The 22,246-nt window shown below is 35.0% G+C and carries 16 protein-coding genes, 1 other RNA gene and 2 pseudogenes; 12 read left to right on the top strand and 7 right to left on the bottom strand.

Translation table 11 applies throughout. From position 1 onward, the window contains the following. Window positions 1-37: 37 nt before the first annotated feature. The 4 genes and pseudogenes from ACHJH3_RS09310 to ilvD all read right to left on the bottom strand — a co-directional run. Window positions 38-544 (bottom strand): annotated as a pseudogene (locus ACHJH3_RS09310) (methyl-accepting chemotaxis protein); the annotation flags it as partial. A gap of 351 nt (window positions 545-895) precedes the next feature. Then, window positions 896-1,825 (bottom strand): annotated as a pseudogene (locus tag ACHJH3_RS09305) (cache domain-containing protein); the annotation flags it as partial. 417 nt (window positions 1,826-2,242) lie between these two features. Continuing rightward, on the bottom strand, window positions 2,243-3,937 hold the full coding sequence (locus ACHJH3_RS09300; RefSeq protein ID WP_407064568.1) for a hypothetical protein: 1,695 nt from the start codon (window positions 3,935-3,937) through the stop codon (window positions 2,243-2,245). A gap of 21 nt (window positions 3,938-3,958) precedes the next feature. Next, the gene (ilvD, locus tag ACHJH3_RS09295; RefSeq protein WP_407064567.1) at window positions 3,959-5,632 is read right to left on the bottom strand and encodes a dihydroxy-acid dehydratase; all 1,674 of its coding nucleotides are present in this window, start codon (window positions 5,630-5,632) and stop codon (window positions 3,959-3,961) included. A gap of 259 nt (window positions 5,633-5,891) precedes the next feature. On the opposite strand from ilvD, the gene ACHJH3_RS09290 reads away from it, so the two are divergent. The 5 genes from ACHJH3_RS09290 to ACHJH3_RS09270 all read left to right on the top strand — a co-directional run bounded on the left by ACHJH3_RS09290 (window position 5,892) and on the right by ACHJH3_RS09270 (window position 12,024). Beyond that, window positions 5,892-7,235 carry a Na+/H+ antiporter family protein gene (locus ACHJH3_RS09290; protein ID WP_407064566.1) on the top strand — a complete coding sequence of 448 codons (1,344 nt, stop codon included), beginning with the start codon at window positions 5,892-5,894 and terminating at the stop codon, window positions 7,233-7,235. A 164-nt stretch (window positions 7,236-7,399) separates the two neighbouring features. After that, complete coding sequence (gene flgE / locus ACHJH3_RS09285) at window positions 7,400-9,814, top strand: flagellar hook protein FlgE (RefSeq protein ID WP_407064565.1); 2,415 nt, start codon at window positions 7,400-7,402, stop codon at window positions 9,812-9,814. Window positions 9,815-9,921: 107 nt separating this feature from the next. After that, complete coding sequence (thyX, locus tag ACHJH3_RS09280; RefSeq protein WP_407064564.1) at window positions 9,922-10,554, top strand: FAD-dependent thymidylate synthase; 633 nt, start codon at window positions 9,922-9,924, stop codon at window positions 10,552-10,554. Window positions 10,555-10,556: 2 nt separating this feature from the next. Next, window positions 10,557-10,922, top strand: coding sequence for an AlbA family DNA-binding domain-containing protein (locus ACHJH3_RS09275; protein WP_407064563.1), 366 nt, complete (start codon window positions 10,557-10,559; stop codon window positions 10,920-10,922). Next, entirely contained in the window at window positions 10,879-12,024 is a 1,146-nt protein-coding gene (locus tag ACHJH3_RS09270; protein ID WP_407064562.1) for an ATP-binding protein, read from the top strand. The genes ACHJH3_RS09275 and ACHJH3_RS09270 overlap by 44 nt, the downstream gene beginning before the upstream one ends. 221 nt (window positions 12,025-12,245) lie before the next feature. Here ACHJH3_RS09270 and ACHJH3_RS09265 read toward each other — a convergent pair whose 3' ends face one another. Both ACHJH3_RS09265 and ruvC read right to left on the bottom strand, forming a co-directional pair. Then, window positions 12,246-12,827, bottom strand: a complete 582-nt coding sequence (locus ACHJH3_RS09265) for a hypothetical protein (RefSeq protein WP_407064561.1) — start codon at window positions 12,825-12,827, stop codon at window positions 12,246-12,248. A gap of 10 nt (window positions 12,828-12,837) precedes the next feature. Next, entirely contained in the window at window positions 12,838-13,317 is a 480-nt protein-coding gene (gene ruvC / locus ACHJH3_RS09260) for a crossover junction endodeoxyribonuclease RuvC (RefSeq protein WP_169941799.1), read from the bottom strand. A 139-nt stretch (window positions 13,318-13,456) separates the two neighbouring features. Here ruvC and dnaA point away from each other — a divergent pair, with 139 nt between their 5' ends. The 6 genes from dnaA (at window position 13,457) to ACHJH3_RS09230 (ending at window position 21,611) form a co-directional block, all read left to right on the top strand. Next, window positions 13,457-14,767 (top strand): chromosomal replication initiator protein DnaA, encoded by a 1,311-nt coding sequence (gene dnaA / locus ACHJH3_RS09255; protein ID WP_407064560.1) that lies wholly within the window; start codon window positions 13,457-13,459, stop codon window positions 14,765-14,767. 155 nt (window positions 14,768-14,922) lie between these two features. Continuing rightward, complete coding sequence (gene dnaN / locus ACHJH3_RS09250; protein ID WP_407064559.1) at window positions 14,923-15,990, top strand: DNA polymerase III subunit beta; 1,068 nt, start codon at window positions 14,923-14,925, stop codon at window positions 15,988-15,990. Window positions 15,991-16,003: 13 nt separating this feature from the next. Continuing rightward, window positions 16,004-18,313 (top strand): DNA topoisomerase (ATP-hydrolyzing) subunit B, encoded by a 2,310-nt coding sequence (gene gyrB / locus ACHJH3_RS09245; protein WP_407064558.1) that lies wholly within the window; start codon window positions 16,004-16,006, stop codon window positions 18,311-18,313. Beyond that, on the top strand, window positions 18,313-19,701 hold the full coding sequence (locus ACHJH3_RS09240; protein WP_407064557.1) for an EAL domain-containing protein: 1,389 nt from the start codon (window positions 18,313-18,315) through the stop codon (window positions 19,699-19,701). The genes gyrB and ACHJH3_RS09240 overlap by 1 nt, the downstream gene beginning before the upstream one ends. 9 nt (window positions 19,702-19,710) lie before the next feature. Beyond that, entirely contained in the window at window positions 19,711-20,376 is a 666-nt protein-coding gene (queF, locus tag ACHJH3_RS09235) for a preQ(1) synthase (RefSeq protein ID WP_407064556.1), read from the top strand. Next, entirely contained in the window at window positions 20,376-21,611 is a 1,236-nt protein-coding gene (locus ACHJH3_RS09230) for an HD domain-containing protein (protein WP_407064555.1), read from the top strand. The genes queF and ACHJH3_RS09230 overlap by 1 nt, the downstream gene beginning before the upstream one ends. Before the next feature lie 38 nt (window positions 21,612-21,649). Here ACHJH3_RS09230 and ffs read toward each other — a convergent pair. After that, window positions 21,650-21,747: signal recognition particle sRNA small type (ffs, locus tag ACHJH3_RS09225), an RNA gene on the bottom strand. A 52-nt stretch (window positions 21,748-21,799) separates the two neighbouring features. Here ffs and ACHJH3_RS09220 point away from each other — a divergent pair. Further along, window positions 21,800-22,234 carry a hypothetical protein gene (locus ACHJH3_RS09220; protein ID WP_407064554.1) on the top strand — a complete coding sequence of 145 codons (435 nt, stop codon included), beginning with the start codon at window positions 21,800-21,802 and terminating at the stop codon, window positions 22,232-22,234. The last annotated feature ends 12 nt before the right edge of the window (window positions 22,235-22,246 follow it).

Raw genomic sequence — 22,246 nt, 5'->3', positions numbered from 1 at the left:
GAGCATTAAAAATGCTCCTTAAAATTTTAAGGCTTGATTAGCTCTTAAACTGATTTAATTTATCGTTTAGACTTTCTACTTGGTGATTTAGCATATCGGAAGCTTTTGAAATTTCCTCAACACTCTTGGTATTCTCTTCGGAGAGCTTATTTACAATTGCAAAGCTTTGAGTGTTTTTCTCTACCAACATCGCCATACGACTAACTTCCTCGGAAGCCAGATTGGTCTTATATATCGCTTCTTTAAGCAACCTTGAGGTCTCTTCTATCTCGGTTTGAGATCTGTTTGATTCATTGGCTACTTCGGCTATAAATTTCGAATTTTCATTCATCATTATAGAAGTATCATTTACCGACTGAGTGATTAAATTGACTGTATTGTTTATCTCGACTAAGCTCTTTGAGGTTTTTTCGGCAAGTTGTCTTACCTCATCTGCCACAACGGCAAATCCACGTCCATGCTCTCCTGCTCTAGCCGCCTCTATGGCGGCATTTAAAGCAAGCAAATTTGTCTGATCGGCTATATCATTTATCACCTTTAGCACATCTTTTACATCTTCAGTATTTTGAACTAAATTTTGAAGTCTATGAGATAATTCTTGCTCAGTTTGAGCGGCATTATTTATACTATTTACAGTTTTTATAATGTTTTCTTTTGTGTTTTCAAGAGTTATGCTAACTGAATTTAGATTTTCACTAGCTTCGCTCGATCTCTTGTTTGAACTCCGTGAGCTTTCAGATACCATATTTATATCGTTAGCTATACCTTGGATGATACTAAATTCATTCTCAACTCTCGTTTTTATCTCTTTTGATGTTGCGCTTAACTCTTCTGATAAAGACGAATTTTCATTACTGCTATCTTTTGCCTCACTAATCAAAACTCTTATTTTATCAATGAATTGATTCATATTTGAGCTTATCTTACCAAGCTCATCTTTAGAGTTGAAGTCTAAATGCTTAGTCAAATCGCCTTCTCCCACAGCTAGATCTTCTGAAAGTTGCATCAAATTTATAACCGGTTTAAAAAGTGATTTAAGAAGAAAGACAATAAATAATATACCTATGATAACAATTCCGGCACCCACCATTATACTAAAGGTTGTATTTTTTGCATTAATTGCCATCGCATCATCAAGCCTTGCCATAAAAAGTACCACGAGTCCTGTATCTCCGATGTTTGAAAACGAAAGCATTTTATCTTCACCGCCATAATTATAATAATAAATTCCATCAAATTTTTTGTTTGTAGTAGAAGGTAAATTTTGAAGAGAAGGATTTAAATCCCCAATATTTCTACCGATGATATTTGAATCAGGATGCAAAATAAGCTTACCGCTTTTGTTTAACAATGCAAAATACCCCGGAATTTCTTTTACATCATCTCCTTGAAACATATCAACTATATCATCAAGCGGAACGTCGGTTCCCAAAACTCCTATAAATTTTCCGTCTCTCGTTATAGGAGTAGCCATAGTAGTAACTATCTTATTTGTTACCATATCCACATAAGGCTCGGTTATAATAGTGCTTCTGCTCTCTTTTGCTTGCATATACCAACCACGCTTTCTTGCATCATAATCTTGTGTAGGAACCCACAGATCAAACATCAATTCGCCATCTTCAAAGCCGTAATAAGTAGACAAAAAATGTCCGCCGCTATTTATAGATTTTAAAAGCTTAAGATTTATATCTTTATCATCTATAGATATCATAGGCTGAACTGTCTCTACAATCTCTTTTTTTATATTAATCCACGTCTCAATCCTTCTATCGAACTGTTTTACAAGAACCATAGAATTCTCTTCATTTAACTTAGATATCATGTTTCTAGTACTTGTGTAGTTAATAAATGTAAGTATGCCTACCAGAACTATTAAAAGCATCGACACGGACGTAATTATCTTTTGCCTAAAACTCATTTTGCTCTCCTTAAACTATGATTTTTTTTAATAATATTTTATAATATTTATTGTTAATGTTATTAAGTATTTATATTATAATATAATAAATTTTAATTTTTTTTTAAATTTTTGTTATTTAATTGTTTATTTTATATTTGTTTTATCATAACTAATTTAATAACTTAAAATTATCAATTAAACTATTACATTTTTATCAAATAAAAGATGTGTAATATGAATTTTATACTTATGTGAGAAATAGATACTTGTACTTTGGTTTATAGACACCTAAATAATTACACGTTGAAAAAATCGTTTTTACAAAGTGTAATTATAAGATTAATTTTCTATATTCTTTTTGTGTATGTTAAATTTTCTAATAAATTCGCCGTTATTTTTTAAATTAGGTTTACAAAAAAGACTTTTGTAATTTTTAATAGCAATATGTGTATCGTTGTGGTCTAACAATTGTATAGAACTGTTTTCATCGCAACTATCTTTTAAAAGGTTTTCAAAATATTGTTTTTTAGAGATAGGAAACTTAAAGCCGTCTTTAATCTCGGCTTTAAAATAGTATCTATCCTCGGATTTCACCTCTACTACAAGGTTGTCAATCTTTATTTTTTTATCGTCGCTTAGATTTTCATTTATACAGGCTAGATGATACCCTTCAAAACAAAGAGGCAAATTCAAAATCTCTTTTGGGATAAATTCTTTTTTTATCGTAAAATTTTCTTTGTAATTTGCAAGATTTATTATGCTTACTAAATTTGGGCTTATAAAATATGTTGAAATAAATGAAATTAATAGAGTAATAAACAAAACGGGTTTATACTCAAAGTTTTTACTTAAAGACAACAACCTTGCAATAACAAAAAAGAGAAGTATGTATATCAATAAGAGCATACCTAGACCATCATATTTATCATGAATAAATATGTCTAATACAAAAATTATAAATAATAGTTCAGGAGCAAGAAATACTGATAAAAGGAAGGTATCATCCAATTTTGACTTAGAGTATTTAATGATATTTAATACAAAATATACTGAAATAAAAACAAGGTAAAATATTAAAAACTGTTCGTAGTAACTCAAAACAAAACCAAATGTATCTTCCTCGCTTATATAATTGGATAGAAAAGGTAGTGCAAGTAAAAACAAAAGGTAAAATTGGCTAATTACAAAAATCCACTGCTTTTTGTAATTGGTCTTATATAAAAAATAACAAGAAAACATAGAGGATAAAACAATACAACTAAGCCAAAACAATGCTGCAAAACTAGCAAAAATTATTAACGGCATAAGCTCGTCCAAATTTATTTGCGGAACTTTTTTAATACTAAAAAAGTAAAAAGAGCAGATAGCTGAGCCTATAAACACTAAAATCCAAAAAGATATCGTAATGTTTTTAGTAATTAATTTAAACCAATAAAAAAGATCATTTTTCATGGAATTTTTTATACGGACAATCGACAGCTCTTTAAAATTTGACAACTTTGTAGATAAAACACTGGAGGTTTTGTTGTAAATTTTATAAATTTCACTCTCATTTTTAAGAAATTCTCTATAAAGCTCTACTCTTTCATCTTTTGATATAGAAGCCAAGTAATCCTCTACTAGCTCCTCTTGAGAGACTAATAACTCTTCTAGCTTTTTAAAATTTTCCGTTTTTATCTTTAAAGATTTTGGTGAGGTATTAAAATTTAACTCTTCGAGCTTTTCTAAAATAGTTTCAAATTTTAAAATCATATCTTTTGATGCTTCAGGCAGAAGTTCAAAATCTCTACTGCATATATCCTCGTCTAAATACTCTAAAATTTTTTTTGTGTCTTCAGTACTTTTGTAGCGTTTTTGTAATGATTGAAGCTTTATTTTTTGAGATTCGGACGAATTTATATTTACAATATTTTCTAAAATCTCATTTGATTCCGCTAAATACTTTTTTGGCTGATCAAATTTTATCTTAGCTACATCTTTAAGCTCATTTTTAATATCCTCTAAATCACTATAGCTTAAATTTCCTTCAAACATATACAAAACCTTCTTAAATTTTTAAGCCTCTAAAATACCGCCACTACTAGCATTTGTTACAAGTTTGCGATATTGTCTTAGCCAGCGAGAATTTAGCTCCTTTTCAAGCGGCGTAAATTTCGCCTTGCGAGCTGAAATTTCAGCCTCGTCTAAGCGCACATTTATACTATAAGTATCCACGTCTATATCGATTATATCGCCGTCACGAAGTAGTCCTATCATACCGCCTTCAGCAGCTTCGGGGCTTACGTGCCCTATACTCAGTCCTCTTGTCGCACCGCTAAATCTACCGTCCGTGATCAACGCCACGTCAGCACCAAGTCCGCGACCCATGATTAGGCTGGTAGGACTTAGCATCTCTTGCATTCCGGGGCCTCCGCGCGGACCTTCGTATCGTATGACGACCACGTCGCCTTTATTTACCTTACCGCTTGAAATTCCCTCTATCGCTTCATCTTGAGAGTTAAAGCAAACCGCCTTACCGCTAAATTTACGCTCTCCCACGATGCCTGCCGTCTTTATCACACATCCTTGCTCGGCTAAATTTCCAAACAAAATCGCAAGTCCGCCAACCTGCGAATAAGCATTTTCGACTTTATGGATCACGCTTTCATCTTTTATCTCGCTAGCTCCCACTCGTTCGCCCAGAGTTTCGCCCGAAACGGTTAAATTTTCTAAATGAAGCATTCCGTTATCTCGGCGCGAAATTTCTTTTATAACCGCATTCATTCCGCCCGCTCGCCCGATATCTTCCATGTGTACGTTTGGCAAGCTTGGGCTTATCTTGGCTATGTGAGCGATGTTTGAGCTTATTTCATTTAACTCTGAAATTTGCAGATCCACTCCCGCCTCACGCGCGATAGCAAGCATATGAAGCACGGTATTGCTGCTTCCGCCCATCGCCATATCAACTACAAGTGCGTTTCTGACAGCCTTTGCGTTTAGGATATTGCGTATCTTAAATCTCTCATCAAGCGCGATCTCGCAAATTCTACGCGCCGCTTTTCTCACAAGCTCTTCTCGCTCAGGAGTAAGCGCTAGTATCGTGCCGTTGCCGCTTAGAGCTATGCCCATCGCCTCGCAAAGCGTATTCATCGAATTTGCAGTAAACATTCCCGAGCAACTTCCACCGCTTGGACAGGCGTTGCACTCGATATCTTTTAGCTCGGCTTCGCTTATCTCTTTGGTTTCAAATTTACCCACCGCTTCAAACGCCGTAGCAAGATCAATCGGCCTGCCATCTTTTGTGTAACCCTTTTTCATCGGACCGCCGCTTACAAAGACGGTCGGTACATTTACTCTAAGTGCGCCCATAACCATTCCAGGCACGATCTTGTCGCAGTTTGGCATACAAACAAGCGCGTCAAGTGCGTGCGCGTTCATAACCGTTTCAACCGAATTTGCTATGATCTCGCGGCTTGGCAAGCTATAAAGCATACCGCTATGCCCCATCGCGATACCGTCATCTACGCCTATGCAGTTAAATTCAAACGGCACACAGCCGTTTTTGCGAATTTCGTCTTTTAAAATTTCAGAGTAGCGATTTAGGAAAAAATGCCCCGGAATTATCTCTATAAAGCTGTTTGCGATGCCGATAAACGGCTTATCAAAGTCCTCGTCTTTAAGTCCCGTAGCGCGTAAAAGCGAGCGATGAGGCGCTCTTGTGTAGCCTTTTTTTATGATATCGCTTCTCATGTCTTTCCTATCATTTATAAATTTTGGCTTAGATTTTATCTAAAATTTTATTAAAATATGAACACTGATAAATTGTTTTAAGATGTTAATTCAGAATATAAGATTAAAAATCTTACTATTTTAGTGCTTTTAGTAATAAAAAAATAGATATTTTATGTATTTTTCTTCAAATGAAATATAAATAAAATTAAAATTTTGTCGATTTTTTCAAAATTATTTTTGTATAATCTGTAATTCTATTTTCTAAAAAAGGAAATTTATGTTACTTGCAAATCCTGTTGTTGTTAGTATAATTATCATGACTGTGCTTTGTTTGTTGCGATTTAATATATTGCTTGCAATATTGATTTCAGCGCTTGTAGCAGGCATAATGTCTCAAAGCGACATAAATGGAATTTCAGGTTTTTTTGATACTTTATCGGCTACCACATCTACGCTTATAACGGGCATGAAAGGAAATTTAGAAACTTCGCTTAGCTACATCTTGCTAGGTGCGCTTGCGGCGGCTATCGCTAATACGAATTTAACTGCGATTTTGATAAACGCCATAAGCAAAATTTTAAGCAAGAAGCGAACTTATTTCGTGCTTTCTATAGCGTTTATAGCGTGCTTTTCTCAAAATTTAATCCCCGTTCACATTGCTTTCATACCTATACTTATACCGCCGCTTTTGCCGCTTATGAACAAGCTTGAACTGGACAGAAGAGCCCTAGCTTGCGCACTTACATTCGGACTTAAAGCGCCTTACGTAAGCCTTAGCGTGGGATTTGGTCTGCTTTTTCACAACATCATCAAAAAAGAGCTTGAAAACAACGGCGTAGTCGTAAATTTAAGCGATATAACAAGCGTTATGTGGATAGGCGGCGCATCTATGCTAGTGGGTCTGCTTTTAGCTGTTTTTGTCTTTTACTCTAAAAAAAGAAAGTACCAAACCACAACATTTGAAGAAAAAGAAACCAGAGATGCCGAAATAGCAAAGAGACTTACCATGACACACAAAGAATGGGCAGTATTAGCAGGAGCTGTAGTTGCATTTTGCATCCAGCTTTATGCCAATTCCTTACCTCTTGGAGCTCTAATAGGGCTTATAATAATGATAGCTTTTGAAGGAATCGAATACAAAAAAGTAGATAAGATCATGGATAACGGGCTTGCGATGATGGGATTTATCGCATTTATTATGCTAGTTGCAGCCGGTTTTGGCTCTGTCTTAAGAGAGAGCGGCGGTATCGAGCAACTTGTAAATTTCGCTAGCGATATCGCAGGCGGCAAGATAGGAGGCGCGATCATGATGCTTGCTATCGGACTTTTGGTAACGATGGGTATAGGAACGAGCTTTGGAACCATACCTATAATAGCCTCTATCTACGTGCCGCTTTCTCTTCAGCTTGGATTTAGCCCTGCGGCGATTATCTTGCTTGTGGGCGTTGCAGCCGCTCTTGGAGATGCGGGAAGCCCCGCTAGCGACAGCACTCTTGGGCCTACAAGCGGACTTAACGCCGACGGACAGCACAACCATATCTACGATACTTGCGTGCCGACATTTTTATTTTTCAATATCCCTTTAATGATAGGCGCAGTTATCGGCGCGATGGTGCTATAACTCATTCTCTTTTAGCAGGCGGTTACGTATAATTAACCTGCCTGCTAAGATTTTTCATACTTAAAATTTTAGTTTTTATCGCTCTTGTAAATTTAAAAAATCTCTCTTAAATTTTTGGAACATCTTTTGCTTTTATCTTTGCAAATTACTAAAAGGATAAAATTATGATGAGATCTCTTTGGTCTGGAGTTACGGGACTTCAGGCTCACCAAATAGCAATGGACGTTGAGGGCAACAACATCGCAAACGTAAATACAGTCGGATTTAAATATTCACGTGCAAATTTCGATGATCTTATATACCAAACCTCACGCGTAGCTACCGCTCCACAAAACGGACACGGCGGACTAAATTCCACTCAAGTAGGTCTTGGAGCCCAGATAAATACTACTACAAAAATTTTCAAACAAGGCTCGCTTCAAACTACAGATAAGCAGACTGATATCGCGCTTCAAGGTGACGGATTTTTTATAGTTAGTCCGGACGGCGGCAAAACAAGACTTTATACCAGAAACGGTGACTTCTCACGCGACAGTGTTGGAAATTTCGTAGATAACGGCGGACATATCGTTCAAGGCTGGATGAGAGATGAAACAACTGGCGAGATAGATCCGACAAGACCGATAGAAAATATCATAATCCCACCGGGGCTTACTACTCCTGCACGCGCTACAACTCAAATCGCACTAAAAGCGAATTTAGATAGCGGCGATAGCGTAGGTACTAAAAAGATTCCTATCTACCAACTTGATCAGTATTCAGGCTGGGTAGAAAAATCTCCTCTTGATAAGATAAAAACAGAAAACGAAAAACACGATGAAAATAACGTCGGAGAAAATGAGTTTTACACTACCAAAAACGGCGAGCAAAGACTAAAAGAGCGAGGTGCTGATCTTGGAGTGCTGTTTAACAATGACGGAGATGCTTACAACCTAAGAGAAGGTCAAGGAGTTTGGGTAAGCTACGCAGACGCTAAAACAAGAGCCATGAGTGTAGGTGCTGATCCGCTTGGAAATTTTCCTGCGGCACGAACTCTTGATATAAACTTAAACGGTGAAAATATCAAGCTGGGAAATATCCTAAATATAAGCCAACTAGCTGCCGCAATAAACGAAAAATACAATAAAACAGGTGTTGAGGCAAGCGTAACAAACGGAAATCAGCTTGTACTAACAAACAGAAATAACCTTGGAACATCAGTAGAGACTAAAAATATCAAAATGACGGTAAATCCCGGAAGCAACATAGGAAATCAATTTGTAACTACAAACATCATAACTGCATATCAATATACTTATAGTAAAACAAGAACGACTTCGGCTCATGTATATAATGACTCAATAGAAAGAAAAGTAACTAGCACGGAAGATCTGCGCGAAGCTATGCAAGAAGACGCTAGACTTTGGATAAACTATACGGGAACTACTATAGAAAATGCCGCAAACGGAACTCCTAATAATGCCGCTTTTTCAGCAACGGTAGATAATAACAATCAAGACCTAGAGATAAATAAAAACGACGGTGTTGAAGTAACCGTAAATGAGTATGGACAGTTTCAAGTAAAAAATCCAAAAGGAGATGCCGTAAATAAAGATGACGGCGATCAAACAGACGGAACGATAGAGACTGACCCTCTATCTCCAAATTTTGGAAATCCTAAGGTTACAAATTTAACCTTTGATACAAAAGATAACGACCACAACATGTATCTAACGATAACCGCTCTAAGCAACGCTAAAAATAACGTGACAGAAAATGTTAAATTCCATAAATCAATGGCGGTTTTACAAGGTTCGCTAAGTAGCGGTGAATCAAAGCGCGTAACCGATAGCCTTCATATGGCAAGCCATAGCTCAAGTATAGACGTGTTTGATAGTCTTGGCGCAAAACACAACGTAAAACTTGACTTCACAAAGCGCGCTTATACCGAAAACAACGGAACGGAATGGACGATGATAATTCAAGTCGCCGAGCCAAACAAGATAAATTTCGATACCACAACAGATGAGCCGTCCAATGTAATAACAGGATATATAAGATTTAACGCCGACGGTTCGCTTGGCACATACAGCCCTGCGAGTATTACATTCGGTGCGGCAAACGGCTCTTCGGAAGGTCAGCATATAGAGCTAAATTTAGGCAATACTCAAGGCTTTACGGGCATGACAAGTTATGATAACGACTCAAGCACAAGCGACATCAGTCAAGACGGCTTTACCGGAGGCGAACTAAACGGACTTAGGATAGATGAGTCAGGCACTCTAGTAGGCACATTTACAAACGGTCGCAGCCTTGGGCTTGCGCAAGTTGCGGTAGCTAAATTTACAAACAACGAAGGCTTAGTAAGCGAAGGCGGGAATTTATTCTCAATGACGGCAAACTCGGGCGATCCTATCATAGGTGCGGCAAACACCGCAGGGCGGGGCAAAATTTCAGCTTCAAGCTTAGAAATGAGTAACGTCGATCTAAGCCGTTCGCTAACTCAACTAATCGTCGTTCAACGCGGCTTTCAAGCCAACTCAAAGACGATCACTACAAGCAACGAGATGTTAAATACACTCTTGCAGCTTAAAAATTAATCCTTTTATTTACTCTTAGGGGCTATTTAACGCCCCTTAAATTTAACCCAAATTTCATCAATTTTTAGCTAAATTTACACATTAAATTTCAAAAATAAAGAGTTAAAATGCAAGTAACACTTCTAAATTTCACCCCTCTTAATATCTGCTCGCACGCGATTCGCACCTGCTGGCAAAGCTTTGACAAGGGTGATAATGGAGGTGAAAAGGATATCGAGCTGATTGATCGCGTGGGCAACAAATACAAGCACGCAAGCACGCTTGAGCATTTGTATTATAACTTCTATATCCAAGGAATTTCACGAGCACTTCTTCAAGAGCTAGCCCGCCACCGCATAGCAAGCCTAAGCGTCAAATCCACTCGCTACACGCTAAAAGAGCTTAAAAATGAGGCGAAATTTGAGCTAGGCGACTTTGAAAATGCAAGCAGATATATCGTACTAACGGGTAACGAGCTAATTGATAACGCAAGCATAAAAGCGCTTGATAATCTGCGCGAAATTTTAGCTACGACTACAACTAGCCTTGATATAGTTAAATACTGCTTGCCTGAGTGCTATAAAACCGAGCTTACTTGGAGCGTAAACGCTAGAAGCCTTCAAAATTTCCTCTCGCTTAGAAGCTCAAAATCCGCTCTTTGGGAGATCAGAGATCTTGCTCATAAAATTTACGGCACATTGCCTGATGAGCATAAATTTATTTACGAAAATCACATCGTAAATAATAAAAAGTCGGAGTAAAAATGATCACAAGGGATAGTGAATATATCAAATCTTTAGTCCTAGAATTTATAAAATATTCAAATGAAACTGAATGGATAGAATTTAAAGAAGATAACAAAGATCCACATCTAATAGGAGAATATATTAGTGCTCTATCAAATTCAGCTACTTTAAACAACAAACCAAATGCATATATAATTTGGGGAGTAAATGATAAAACTCATGAGATAATAGGAACAACCTTTAAACCATCAACAGCTAAAAAAGGTAATGAAAATTTGGATAATTGGATATTAAGACTACTTGAACCAAAAATAGACTATAAATTTTATGAAATTTCTATTGACAATAAAAAATATTGTTTTACTAGAAATAGCATCGGCTGATAAACATCCAGTATCTTTTGAGGGTAAAGAATATATAAGACTTGGCGAAAACAAGAAAAAGTTGAGAGAACTACCAGAAAAAGAAAAAGAGCTTTGGAGAGCGTTTGATAAAACTCCTTTTGAAAAGCAAATAGCAGCAAACAACCTTAATGATATAGAAATTTTAGATTTATTGGATTATCCAAAATATTTTGAACTATTAAAATTGCCATTGCCTGATAGTAGAAAATATATAATTGATTTTCTTGCCAAAGATGAAATGATAATTAAATTAGATAATGGTAAATATGATATCACAAATTTAGGTGCTATATTATTTGCAAAAGATTTAAATAATTTTACAAATTTAAAAAGAAAAGTCATAAGAGTTATACAATATAAGGGAAATTCAAAAGTTAATACTAAAAACGAAATTGAAGGCAAAAGAGGCTTTGCGGTTGGTTTTGAAGGGTTAATAAATTATATAAATAATATCTTGCCTACCAATGAAGTAATAGATAAAGTCTTTAGGCAAGAGATAAAAATGTATCCTGAAATTTGCATAAGAGAGCTAGTTGCAAATGCCATAATACATCAAGATTTTTTGCAAAGTGGTAATTCTATTATGATAGAAATTTACGACAACAGGATAGAAATAACAAATCCAGGTGAACCACTTATAAATACGGATAGGTTTTTAGACAATCCTCCAAAGTCAAGAAATGAGAGATTGGCTTCTTTTATGAGAAGGATAAATATATGCGAAGAGAGAGGAAGCGGTATAGATAAAGTAGTTCATTGGACAGAATTTTATCAGCTACCTGCACCTGCTTTTGAAGCTATAAATGGCTATACGCGGACTATTTTGTTTGCCCATAAAGAACTAAAGGATATGTACAAAGAGGACAAAATTAGAGCTTGTTATCTGCATTGTTGTTTAAAATATATACAAAACGAATATATGACTAATACAACTTTGAGAGACAGGTTTGGAATAGACGCCAAAAACAGCTCAATGGCATCAAAAATTATAAATTTTACAATTGAAGACAATAAAATTGCTATACATGATGAGACTGTTGGTTCAAAAGCAAGAATGTATGTGCCTATATGGGCTAAATAGAAATAAATTTGTTTGATTGTTGTTTGATTAAAAGCTTAAAAAAATATAAATAATATTAAAATATATAATTTTAATTAAAATTATATATTTAAAATTTTAATTTTTTAATACTAATATATTTCAAAAATTACTTAAAAATTTTAAATTTATATAAACAAAAAATATTAAAAACAGATTCAAATTCAGAAAATACTTAAATTTTTAGGCATCAAACAATAATTTTACTCTTTTATCTCTTTTAATTTCAGATTATAAACCTGCATGTCTTGTACCATGCCAAATTTTCCTCTTATGGCAAGCACTCTGCCGTTGATTTCGATCTTAGCCGCCTCTTTACCATCAACCATGACAAAAGCTTTTACAAAGACTTTATTGACGCCGTTTCTTGTTTCAAAAGGCACAAGTTTATAATCACATCCAAATTTTGAAACCAGCTCTTTGTGTCTTAACTTTCTAGCAAATTCAAACTCGCGCGAGCTAAAATAATCAACCGCCATATCGGATATCTCGTCATCTGAGTTTAGTATCGTAAGCGCGGCGCTCTTTAAAAAAGCTTGTTTATTTTCCAAGCTATCATCGATCACGCAGTTTAAAGCAGCGCAGGTTTTTCTTAAGCTATGTTTATTTAAACCGCTTTCAGAGGCAGTAGCGCTTATATTTATAAACTGCTTTACTTTTGTCACATTTTTATTTTCAGAGCCTAAATTTGAATGTTTGCAGATAATATAATCATCCTTTACGGTCTCGTTTGCAAATAAATTTAGCGATGTAAAAACAGCTAAAACAACCAAAATTTTCCTCATTTTATCTCCTTTAATTTTTTCTTATCCGCAAATTATTTGCATGAGTTAGCGCAACCGCGATAGCGTCGGTTATATCAAGCGGTTTTATATCTTTAGCGATACCTAAAATTTTCTTTACCATAAAAGCAACTTGTTCCTTATCCGCCTTTGCTTTGCCTGTTACGGCCTTTTTCACCTGAAGCGGCGTGTATTCTGCGAATTCTCCGTGAATTTGGAGAATTTTAAGGCTTAACGCACCTCGAAACTGAGCCAGCTTTAAAACCGTTTTTGGATTATACGCAAAAAATATATCCTCAATCGCAACTTCATCGAATTTATGATTTTTAAAGATAAGATCAAGCCCTTCACAAAGCTGCGTTATCTGATATTGAAGCAAATCGGGCTTAATTTTTATAAGTCCTGCTTCAATCAAATTTGTTTTTAACGCAGTTTTTTCGATAATCGCATAGCCGCAATTTCTACTTCCGGGATCAATTCCTAAAATTTTCATCACATCCTTAATCTGAAACATATAAAAAGTTTTTCACGTTTTTTTCACGCTGTGAAAAACATATTCTAAGAGCATTTTAACAAAGATTTTATGAAATTTAAGATAAAATGAAAAGTCATTATAATGAAAAGGGATAAATTTGCTTGCAAACGAGGTTTTAGAGCTGCTTGGACACGAAATTTTAAAATCCGAATACGAATGTTATATAAAGCAGCTTAAATTTAACGAAAAAGCTTCAAACTCCGAAGTTATGGTATTTAACGCTCCAAATGAACTAATAGCTAAATTTATCCAGACAAAATACTCAGACAAAATAGCTCATCTTTTTGAAGTAAAAACAGGTGCAAAACCGCATATAAACATCACTTCTCAAAAGAGTAAAACCCAAAGCAGAATTGCTAAAGTAGATGTAAATCAGATAAAAGCTCAAAGCAGCCTCTTAAATCCAAGCTATACATTTGAAAATTTCGTCGTAGGCGACTCAAATCAATACGCCTACATCACGTCAAAAACAGCCGCCGAGCAACTTGGAAGAGCTTATAATCCGCTATTTATCTACGGTCCGACAGGTCTTGGTAAAACACACCTGCTTCAATCTGTAGGAAATTTTTGCTTAAACAACGGAAAAGTGGTGATTTGTATCACAAGCGAGCAGTTTATCACGGATTTTACATATCATATCAACAACCACTCAATGCAAAGATTTCGTGAAAAATACCGAAACTGCGATGTTTTACTTATCGATGATGTGCAGTTTTTAGGTAAAACGGATAAAATTCAAGAGGAGTTTTTTCACACTTTTAACGAACTTCACTCGAAAAACGGTCAGATCGTCATGACTTCAGACCGCCAGCCAAAACACCTAAAAGGCTTTGAGGATAGACTTAGAACCCGCTTTGAATGGGGAATAATAGCCGATATCACTCCGCCTGAACTTGATACTAAGATAGCCATTATTAAGAAAAAATGCGAATTTGATAAAATTTATCTGACTAAAGACGTGATCGAATATATCGCAACAAATATGGGCGATAATATTCGTGAAATCGAAAGTGCAATCATAAATTTAAACGCTTATGCCACACTTATGAGACAGGAAATAAGCCTTGAATTTGCTAAAAATATCTTAAGAGATCAGATAAAAGAGAAGCGTGAAAATATAAATTTAGAAAGCATAATCGAAATAGTAAGCAAAGAGCTAAATATAAAACCAAGCGAGATAAAGAGTAAATCACGAGTTAAAAACATCGTTGAAGCAAGGCGAATCGTAATATATCTGGCTAAAAATTTAACGCCAAATTCAATGCCTCAAATAGCAAGTTATTTTAATATGAAAGATCACTCGGCAGTTAGCCATAATATCAAAAAGATAAATGAAATGATAAATGAAGATGAGTATTTTAAGATAAAAGTTGAAGAGATTAAAAATAAAATTTTGACAAAGGGATAAAAATTTAAGATGAATTATGTGAATAAATGTGAAAAATCAAATTTAGTTTTTAACTATCTAAATACTGAAATTTCAAACTTTGAAACTGTTTTTCACATATTCATGATACCTACTACTGATACTAAAAGAAATTTAAAAAATAAAGGAAGAAAACTATGAAGGCGGTAATTAACAAAAATGCTCTTGAAAGCATAGTTACAAACACAAATCCTTACTTGGAAAAAAAGGATTTAAGTGCTATAACATCTCACATATATATCTGCGCTAAAGATGGTATTTTAAACATCAAAGCCACAGATCACGAGATAGGACTTGCATACAAACTTACAAATGTTAAAATTTTAGATGAAGGAAATGCTACCGCAAACGGAAAAAAACTGCTTGACATAATAAGAAGCCTAAAAGACGAAGAGATAACTCTTGAAACGGTAAATAACTACCTTTATATAAAACAAAAAAACTCAAAATACAAACTTCCTATGTATAAATTTGAAGATTTTCCAAAATTCCCAACTATAGATGGTAAAAATAGATTTGATATAGACGCTATAATGCTTGGAAGAAGCCTTAAAAAGATATTTCCTAGTATAGATACGAATAATCCGAAATTTGAACTAAACGGAGCGCTTATAGATATTAAGCAAAACTACATAAATATCGTAGGAACAGATACTAAAAGATTAAGTGTATTTAAATTTGAAACTCCGACTCAAAGCGAATTTTCGCTTATAATTCCAAAAAAAGCAATAAGTGAAATTCAAAAACTTTTTTACGATAAGATAGAGATTTATTACGATGAAAACATTTTGATAGCTCAAAGTGCAAATTTTGAGTTTTTCACAAAACTTATAAACGGAAAATTCCCTGATTATGATAGAGTAATTCCAAAAGAAATTAAAAAACGACTAAAACTAAGCAGAGATAAGATGATAGAGGGAATTAAAACTATATCAATTTTATCAGATAGTATGAAGATAATTTTCGCTCCTCAGACTATAACTTTTGAAAGTATTATCGAAGATAATTCAGAGGCTAGAACTGTGATTGATTTTCAAACAGGACTTGACGAGGAATTTTTCGTAGGCGTTAGAAACAGATATTTGATAGACTTTTTAACAAATATAGAAGAAGATAGTTTCGAGCTTGGTTTTAACGACTCAAATTTGGCATTTACTGTTAGTTCAAATGAGCTAAAAACGATAATAATGCCAATAAATTTATAATTAAGGTTATTTTATGGAAAAAAATTACGGCGCAGAAAATATTAAAGTTTTAAAGGGTTTAGAAGCCGTTAGAAAACGCCCGGGAATGTATATCGGAGATACTCATATAAACGGACTTCATCATATGATTTATGAAGTTGTGGATAACTCTATCGATGAGGCTATGGCAGGGTATTGTGATACGATAAATATTGAAATTACAAACGAAGGCTCAGCGATAATTAGCGATAACGGTCGTGGAATTCCTGTAGATATGCACCCTACCGAGAAAATTTCGGCTGCGACTGTTGTACTGACCGTGCTTCACGCAGGCGGTAAATTTGATAAAGACACTTATAAAGTTTCAGGCGGTCTTCACGGTGTCGGTGTATCTGTAGTAAATGCGCTTTCAAAAAAATTGGTTGTAAATATTAAGCGTGACGGAAATCTTCATAGACAAGAGTTTGCCAAAGGAATTCCAACAAGCGAAATGGAGATCATAAAAACTACAAATAGAACCGGAACTATGGTTGAATTTTGGCCTGATGACAGTATATTTGAAGTAACTGAATTTGATGATGAAATTTTGACTAAGAGATTTCGCGAACTTGCATACTTAAATCCAAAAATAACTATAAATTTTAAAGATCAACGCACAGGAAGAAGCGAGAGTTATCACTTTGAAGGCGGACTTGAGAGCTTTGTAACTGATATGAACAGATCAAATCCGGTTAGCAAAGCCGTATCATTTAGCGGTGGTGAAGAGGATGTAATAGTTGATTTTGCTTTGATGTATAACGAAACTTATAGCGAAAATTTACTAAGTTTCGTAAATAATATCAAAACTCCTGACGGCGGAACTCACGAAGCCGGTTTTCGTGCGGGTCTAACTAGGGCGATAACAAACTACATCGCAGCAAATGCTTCAGTGCGTGAAAAAGATACAAAAATAACGGGCGATGACATCAGAGAAGGACTTATTGCTGTTGTAAGTGTTAAAGTTCCTGAGCCGCAATTTGAGGGTCAAACTAAGGGAAAACTTGGTTCAAGCTATGTCAAACCTATCGTTCAAAAGATGACTTTTGAGGTTTTAGTTAAGTATTTTGAAGAAAATCCTATCGAAGCAAAAGCCATAATGAATAAGGCTTTAATGGCGGCTCGCGGAAGAGAAGCGGCAAAAAAAGCAAGGGATCTAACTCGTAAAAAAGAAGGACTTAGCGTAGGAACCTTGCCGGGAAAATTGGCTGACTGTCAAAGTAAAGATGCAAGTATAAGCGAGCTTTACTTAGTGGAGGGTGACTCTGCGGGAGGTTCTGCAAAACAGGGTCGTGATAGAGTTTTTCAAGCGATTTTGCCTCTGAAAGGTAAAATTTTAAACGTTGAGAAATCAAGACTTGATAAAATTTTAAAATCAGATGAGATTAAAAATATGATAACAGCTCTTGGTTGTGGTATCGGAGATGAATTTGATGCCGAAAAACTTCGCTATCATAAGATCATCATAATGACTGATGCCGATGTTGACGGAAGCCATATCCAAACTCTGCTTTTAACATTTTTCTTTAGATTTTTAAATCCTGTAGTTGAAAACGGCTACATATATCTTGCTCAACCGCCGCTTTATCGTTATAAAAAAGGTAAAAAGGAAATTTATCTTAAAGATGAGAAGGCTCTGAATGAATTTTTGATTGAGACGGGAATTGAAGGGGTGGAATTTGAAGGAATCGGAAATAAGGATTTAATTGATTTTCTTAAAATAGTAGCTGCTTATAGAAGCGTGTTAAAAGAGCTTGAGAAGCGATTTAACGTGTTAAGTGCGATTAGATATATGATAGAAAATCCTGATATAGTTTCTAAAAATTACAATGAAATTTTTGAAATTTTAAAAATATACCTTGAAAATGAAGGATACAATATCCTAAATTCATACATAAATGAAGATGAAATTCGCATCTATGTCCAGACTGAAAGCGGTCTTGAAGAGCTTGTCGTAAATGAAAATTTATTTACAAATCCGCTTTATGAAGAGGCACTTTATATAAATCAAAAGATAAAAGATCGCGAATTTAGCTTTACTAAAGATGTGATTGAAATTCTTGATGAAGTCGAGAAAAACGCTAAAAAAGGTGCTTATATACAGCGTTATAAAGGTCTTGGTGAGATGAATCCCGATCAGCTTTGGGAGACTACGATGAATCCTGAAAATCGCCGCTTGTTACAGATAAATATAAATGATGCGATGAGTGCCAGCGATACATTTAATCTCTTTATGGGCGATGAGGTAGAGCCGAGAAGAAATTATATACAAGAGCACGCAAAAGACGTTAAACACCTGGATGTGTGATGTTAAGATCTGAACTTAGTGAGAGATCAAGGCGGTTTTTACTCGCTCTTGAGATCTCATTTCCTTTTATTGTTACTGCCGGTGTTTTTTTATTTATTTTTATAAGAAATGACAATATAAAATTAGACAATGACGAGATAGTTCTGCTTGCAATTTTAAGCTTGTGTTTGGTTTATTATACGGTTTATATGATATATAGAAGCTTTAAAGTAAGCGTGCTTGATAGCGTTACGGGCTCTTTTAACAGGGCTGAAATTTTAAATTTGCTTTCAAAAAAAATGAGTAAATTTAAACATAGGCAAGACGGCAACATCGTAATGCTTAAAATTAGGAATTTAGATGATCTAAATGAACGATATAGCTTTGAAAGTAGCGATTTGTTGCTTAAAAAACTGATTAAAAATATTAATATTTTTTTGAGAAAAAATATATCTAAAGAGATTTTTATAGGTAGATACTCAAATGATAGCTTTTTGATTTTTTGCGTCGCTAAAAGCTCACAACTGCTTCATTTTTTAAACGTTTTTGAAAAGAGTGTCTTAGCCGACGGAATCGATGATATAGAGTTAAAAATCAAATTTGAGCTTGTTAATATAAATTATTCTAATAAGTTAAACAAAACAATTTCAGTTTTAGCTGAAAAATTAAGCTCCGAAGAAAATGCTAAATTTGCAATAACGGATGAATTTGAAAGCTCGGTTTGTAAATCTATATTAGATAGGAATTTTACCTTTCAAACTCAGCTTGTAAAAGATTTAAAAGATAGTAAAAATTTAAAGAGTCTTTTGGTTAAAATTTATACCGAGGAATTTGCCCTTATATCAAAGCAAAAAGCTCAAAATATCGCAAATAAAAACGGTTATGAAGTTTTATTTGATATAAATTCTATTAAGAAATTTAGCGAGACAAAAGTAACGGATGAAGATACCTGTATCATCGAAGTTTCGGCAGTTTCGCTTAGAAATTTACAATTTAATAAATTTATAAAAGATTTTATAGATCAAGGCAAGATAGATCCTAAAAATATCATATTTGAATTTAGCGAAAAGCTTGTTTATGATGAGATAAACAGATTTAAAGAGATCATAAACGAGTATAAAAACCTCGGCTTTAGATTTGCTTTAAATAAATTTGGCGGTAACAACGCAGGTTTTGAATACCTAAAATATCTTCCGATTGATTTTATAATTTATGACATCGAATTTAATAAAAATTTAGACGATGAGAAATTTAAAAATATCTTTAGAAATTTAAACTCTACGGCGGAGGATTTAGGTATTAAATCAATTATTAGATTTGTAGATAAGGCTGAATTTTTAGATATGGTAGAACTTTATAATACAGATTATGCGCAGGGTTTTTATATAGAAAAACCGAAAGAAATTTAAAGGAAAAGTATGCAAGAAGTTAATGAAGTTAATTTGCAAGAGCAGATGAAATACGGTGAGAAAATTTTAAAGGAATTTGATGTCGAGCGTGATCTTGAAATTTGGGAAAATAAACAAAACAGAGATTATAAGATTAAGATTACTTTGCCTGAGTTTTGTTGTCTTTGCCCAAGGAGCGGTTATCCTGATTTTGCGACGATTTATCTTGAGTATATTCCGGGAAAATTTGTTGTCGAATTAAAGGCGATCAAGCTTTATATAAATAGCTTTATGAACAGAAATATAAGCCACGAAGACAGCATAAACGAAATTTATTCCGTGCTTGAAAGAAAGCTTGAACCAAAATGGATGAAGATTATAGGCGACTTTAACCCACGCGGCAACGTTCATACCGTTATTGAGATTTGCTCCGAAAGTGTTTTAAAAGAAGCTTTACCTGAGCCTGTAAAGACTGCCGAAGTTGCTTTTGAAAGAGAAAAAAGATCTGATTTTAAGGATTTTTCTAAACGAGATAGCAAAAGAGACGGTAGTCGCGATAGAAGCAAAGATGATAAAGGTTCCAGAGTTAAAAGCGCTTCAAGAAGCAGCGATAAGAGAGGAACGAAAAAAGAAGGTTTTAAAAAGCCTGAATTTCTAGGCGAAAAACGTGCAAGAGTTGTTAAAAAAGATAAATGATGATAAATGCAAATTTGATCGAGCATATCTTTAAAGCCGCCTCCATATCGCGCTGGAACGACTATCCGAAGATGACGAATTTAGTCGAACTTGATAAGCAGGCTCATAAATTCATAATCGCTTATTTCATAGCAAAACTAGAACGCGATGTTGATATGAACTATATCATTGAAGCGGGAATTTTCGAGTTTTTTGCGCGAGTAGTGGTTACTGATATTCGCCCTGACGTATTTCATCAGATACAAAAGCAAAAGAGTGAGCAGATAAACGGCTGGGTTCTAAATATACTTGAAAATTTGGTTCGCGACATCGACGGAGGCAAATTTTTAGAACGTCTTAGAAATTATCTGCTTAAAAAAGATAAAAAGCATGCCAAAGAGCGCCTTATCTTAAAGGCGGCAAGCTATCTTGCAACTCGCTGGGAATTTTCTATCGTATATCAGACAAGTCAGTTTTTAAGCGATATAGAAGAGCTAAAAAGCAAGGTTGAAGAGGAGCTTGAGGACTATTACGAGCTAATCGGCGTGCGAAAAATAGTGATGAATCAAAAGTTAGCCAAGCTTGTGGATCTAAGCGGAAGGCTTCGCTTTCAAAAGCGCTGGGCTCAAACTCCGCGAATTCCCGAAACCGCCGTACTTGGGCATATGCTTGTGGTTGCGATTTTGAGTTATTTTTATTCTCTTGAAGTTAAAGCTTGTGCAAAAAGGCTTGAAAATAACTTTTTTTGCGCTCTTTTTCACGACCTTCCAGAAAGCCTTACAAGGGACATCATAAGCCCTGTGAAATACGGAGTTGAAGGATTAAACGAGATCATAACGGAGTATGAGATGAGACTCATTGACGAGCGAATTTTACCTTTCGTGCCTGATAGCTTTAGAGATGAGTTCAGCTATATTTTAGGTATTAGAGAGCAAAACGGAAAATTCGTAAAAAACGAGTTTGAAAATAGAATTTGCGAGAAAAAGCCTGCCTATCACGAAGGTACGATGGAAAATGTAAACGAAGATAAATTCAGCGCAATCGACGGTAAGGCGCTTAAACACTGCGATAAGCTTGCGGCATTTATCGAGGCGGGGATTTCTATAAGCTACGGCGTGAAGTCAAAAGAGCTGATTGACGGCTTTAACAATATGGATAGTTTTTTTAAGAATAAGCCAAGCGTGGATGGTGTGAATTTTGCTAAAATTTGCGAGGAATTTAAAGAGCATTTTTCTCTTTTGCAAGTAAAAATTTAAAAATTTGTGCGATAATCTGAAGAATGGAATTTTAAAACCCCTTCTCAGATGACTGCGGCACACACCAAATTCAAGTGCTCTGCTGTGTTCCCACCCTGAAGCGGTGCTCAAAAGAGGCATTGCACAGGTCTAAGAAGAGGCGAGTGCAATTTTACTAAAGTATAACTTAAAACTAATTGAGGCATTTTATGGGAGTCGGGATAAAATCTAAATTTTTGTCGTTTTTTAGAGAATTTTTTGTATATCATCATAGATCTTTAGAATTTCGTGCGAAAATTTTTGCTGCTATTATAGGCGCTAGACTTGATCCTGATGAAGATGATTTTGCGATTTTATATGAAATTTCAGGCGAAATTTACTCCGATGACGAAAATCGCCGAGCAGTTTTAATCCAAACTACCAAAGAGTATGTAGCCAAGGTCAAACGCAAAGATCATATGACGCTTGATGCACTTCTTTTAAGCATAGATCAAGCCATTAAAACGCATAAAAGGTATGCTTCAAAGATAGATTTTGAGCACTTAAGACGGCTTATGACGGGAAATGAGGAAGAGACTTTGATACAGCAAAGAGTTTATGATTTCTTGCTTTACGAGGTTAAAAACTACTCGGTGAGTAAATAATAAAGAGGAAAT

Origin of the sequence: Campylobacter canis (assembly GCF_045504005.1) — a bacterium.
In the GTDB taxonomy this organism is placed as follows: domain Bacteria; phylum Campylobacterota; class Campylobacteria; order Campylobacterales; family Campylobacteraceae; genus Campylobacter_A; species Campylobacter_A canis.
Note: the sequence above shows the minus strand (reverse complement) of the source record. Positions and strands in the feature narration are given on the sequence as shown.